The sequence below is a fragment of the Deinococcus piscis genome (assembly GCF_014653275.1).
GTDB classification, from domain to species: Bacteria; Deinococcota; Deinococci; order Deinococcales; family Deinococcaceae; genus Deinococcus; species Deinococcus piscis.
Genome location: NZ_BNAL01000068.1, coordinates 1 through 3,002 on the forward strand (window position 1 = coordinate 1; position 3,002 = coordinate 3,002).

Genomic DNA, 3,002 nt, shown 5'->3' on the forward strand with positions numbered 1-3,002 from the left:
CTGGGTTAAACTGCTTGAAGCTACGGAATCTTCGAACGTAGCCTGAAGGATTTTCCGTACCACTACCAGGGCCAGCAGATTCGGCCGTGGACTGGCGGCCCAGAAGTTCTCCATCGGAGCGTCAAAGCCGTAAAAGCGGACAGCTTCGGCCTCGGTATGGTGCCGATTCCACTCGCGGAGCCACACCACGAGTTCACGGTTGGCCTGGTAGGTGCCGAAGCCGTGACTGAAGCCGGAGGCCATAACCTCCTCCAATGAGTCCGACTTGCCCAATACGTATTCATTCACCCGCAGACCGCTCAGCACGTCACTTTCCAGGGCGACCGATCGAAACCCATGCTTGGCCACCAGGTACCGGAACAAGTGATTACGTGTTGCAGGAAACACTTCCAGGCCGTGGGTGGGTTCACCGAGGGCCAGTAGCTGAGGGGGGACGGGGAGAGAAGCGAGGAAGTTCTCCAACGCGAAATGCAACGGATCAGTAGACATGGGTGATCTCCTTTGCCATCGTGTTTTTGGGTGCGCACCCCGTCTGGCCCCTCTATCTTTCATGGGTAAGATGTGAGGATACTTACGGAAAATGCTTTATACAAACTTAATTTCGAACTCCGCACAATATTTCTATGAACCGCACCGACCGTCTCTTTGCGCTGCTGCTGGAACTGCGAGGCAGTGGTGATGGTGGCTGGGTGCAAGCTGAGCAACTGGCCCAGACTTTCAACATCAGCGTGCGAACGGTCTACCGTGATATTGCCGCCCTGAACGAATCCGGCGTCCCGGTCGTCAGTCTGGCGGGCAAGGGATATCGCCTGATGGACGGCTATTTTTTGCCGCCGCTGCACTTCACGCCCGCCGAGGCGCTGATGATGACGCTGGGGGGAGATGCCGTGCGCGGAGCCTTCGACGCCGAGTATGCCCAGGCCGCCGCCAGCGCCCTGCAGAAGCTGGAAGCCGCTCTCTCTGACGAAAAACGTACCGAGGTACAGGGGTTGCGGGAAGCTGTGCGAATCGTTCCCTACCATGACCAGCACGAGACTGGGAGCCTGCGCCAGTTGCGCGGGGCGGTGCTGGGGCGCAAAGTAGTGCAGTTTCAGTACCATAAACCCAGTGCAAATGCCGAACAACGCGAGGTGTATCCGATGCGGCTGGTGCAGCTCTACGGTGCGTGGCTGCTGGGTGCGTTCGACCCGGCGCGGCAGGCCCAGCGGATTTTCCGGCTCAGCCGTATGGACGGGCTGCGCGTGCTGAACAGGACTTTTACACCTGACCCAGCCTGGCGGTTCGGCGCTGAACGATATGAAGACCGCCGTACCGTTACCGTTCGCCTCCTGTTCGACTCTGCCCTGAGTCGCCCGTTGCGGGAGCGTGCAAGCTACTTCCAGATTTCGCAAAAAGACGTGCCAGATGGCCTGGAAGTCACCCTAACTGTGCGTGACGCCCGTGAGGTATTGCCCTGGATACTGTCGTGGGGCGCGGGTGTACGTGTACTGGAGCCGGAAAGCCTGCGCAAAGTGGTGCGCGAGGAAGCGCGGAAAATCCTCCTGACATAGGGCTGTCACTGCGGGGCGGCAGAGTGAGGACAGGAGGAAAAACCATGCAATCCAACCTCAGTTTTGTCACTCTACACACCACCGACTATGCCCGCGCCAGAGCTTTTTTTGTAGATACACTGGGCTTCGAGCCTAACGAGGAACGCCCCGGAGCCAACGCTTTCGTGTCAGCAGGTGGCGCAGGGCTGGCGCTACGTGAAAACAAGGACGTAAAACCGCCGCTAGGCCAGGGCGTGACCGTCTTTTTCACCGTGCCGGACTTACAGGCCTACCACGACCGGTTGGCAAAGGCGGGCGCAGAAATCGTGGAACCTGTCCACGAGATGCCCTTTGGCCCGACCTTCACCGTTGCCACGCCCGATGGTCACTGGCTGGGCTTCTGGCAGGGAGAGTAAGCCCATGCTGAAACTCAATTACGTCAGTTTTGTCGTATCGGACATGCAAAAGGCGTTGGACTTTTACCGTCTGCTGGGGCTGTCCATTTCGCCTGACGCCGACACCACTCAGGACCACATTGAAATCAGCGTGGACGGCCTACGTATCGCCTGGGAAACCGAAACGCTGATGCGTCAGCTTGACCGAGGTTGGGCAGCGCCTATGCGAGGAGGCCGTGTGAGCATTGCGCTGGAAGCAGCGTCACCTGAAGAAGTGGATGAAGCTGTCAAGCGAATCAAAAAAGCAGGGCACGCGGTTAAAACGGAACCCTTTGACGCTTTCTGGGGACAGCGATACGCCACTGTGCTCGACCCCGATGGCACGGCTGTGGATGTGTTTGCACTGCTGGAATGACGGTAGAAAACGACTGCTGGGAAAACAAATACGCTGGCAACTGATTCCGTAAATCCGAACATGTTTAAAAATAAACATGTTCGGATTAAGCTGATGGCATGGCCCTCCCTCACTCACGCCGTGACAGGCATAAGCAGGAGCGACTGGAGCGCATCAAGCGCGCCGCCTGGGAGCTGTTCAGTACGCAGGGCTATGAATCCACCACCGTGCGCCAGATTGCCGAGCAAGCTGACGTGTCGGCAGCCACAGTCATCCAGCACGCGGGCGACAAGGCCGAGCTGCTGCTGCTGGTGTTCAACGAGGCCATCGGGCAGCGGATCAAGAACCTGGATGTACCAGAAAACGCCTCCCTGGACGTGACCATGCTCAGAGTCTTTCGCCCGTTCCTCAGCTTTTATCAGGAGTACCCCGAACTTTCCCGAGCGTTCTTGCGGGAATTCCTTTACGGCAAAAGTCGCTGGCAGGAGCAGGAGATTCGGCAGGCCGAGCAATTCATAGGATTCTTGACCGGTATTGTAAAGACTTGTCAGGGGCGCGGTGAAGTCCGCAAGGATGCTGACCCTCTTCTTCTTGGCCAACTGTTTTTCCTGCTGTATCGGTAGTGGTACGCGAAATCCTTCCACATCGGTCCCACTTTTTAGGAGGGTGGGGCACACTGGAGGG

5 protein-coding genes are annotated in these 3,002 nt (G+C 57.9%); 4 read left to right on the forward strand and 1 reads right to left on the reverse strand.

Annotated features, from left to right (window positions below; genetic code table 11):
- Positions 1–489, reverse strand: a 489-nt coding sequence (locus IE158_RS13235) for an erythromycin esterase family protein (protein WP_189644177.1), incomplete at its 3' end; no start/stop codon positions are given.
- 134 nt (positions 490–623) lie between these two features.
- Here IE158_RS13235 and IE158_RS13240 point away from each other — a divergent pair.
- The 4 genes from IE158_RS13240 to IE158_RS13255 all read left to right on the forward strand — a co-directional run bounded on the left by IE158_RS13240 (position 624) and on the right by IE158_RS13255 (position 2,941).
- Positions 624–1,550, forward strand: a complete 927-nt coding sequence (locus tag IE158_RS13240; RefSeq protein ID WP_189644178.1) for a helix-turn-helix transcriptional regulator — start codon at positions 624–626, stop codon at positions 1,548–1,550.
- Positions 1,551–1,594: 44 nt separating this feature from the next.
- Positions 1,595–1,945 (forward strand): VOC family protein, encoded by a 351-nt coding sequence (locus IE158_RS13245; RefSeq protein ID WP_189644179.1) that lies wholly within the window; start codon positions 1,595–1,597, stop codon positions 1,943–1,945.
- 4 nt (positions 1,946–1,949) lie between these two features.
- The gene (locus tag IE158_RS13250) at positions 1,950–2,339 is read left to right on the forward strand and encodes a VOC family protein (protein WP_189644180.1); all 390 of its coding nucleotides are present in this window, start codon (positions 1,950–1,952) and stop codon (positions 2,337–2,339) included.
- Between the two features lie 98 nt (positions 2,340–2,437).
- The gene (locus tag IE158_RS13255) at positions 2,438–2,941 is read left to right on the forward strand and encodes a TetR/AcrR family transcriptional regulator (protein ID WP_189644181.1); all 504 of its coding nucleotides are present in this window, start codon (positions 2,438–2,440) and stop codon (positions 2,939–2,941) included.
- The last annotated feature ends 61 nt before the right edge of the window (positions 2,942–3,002 follow it).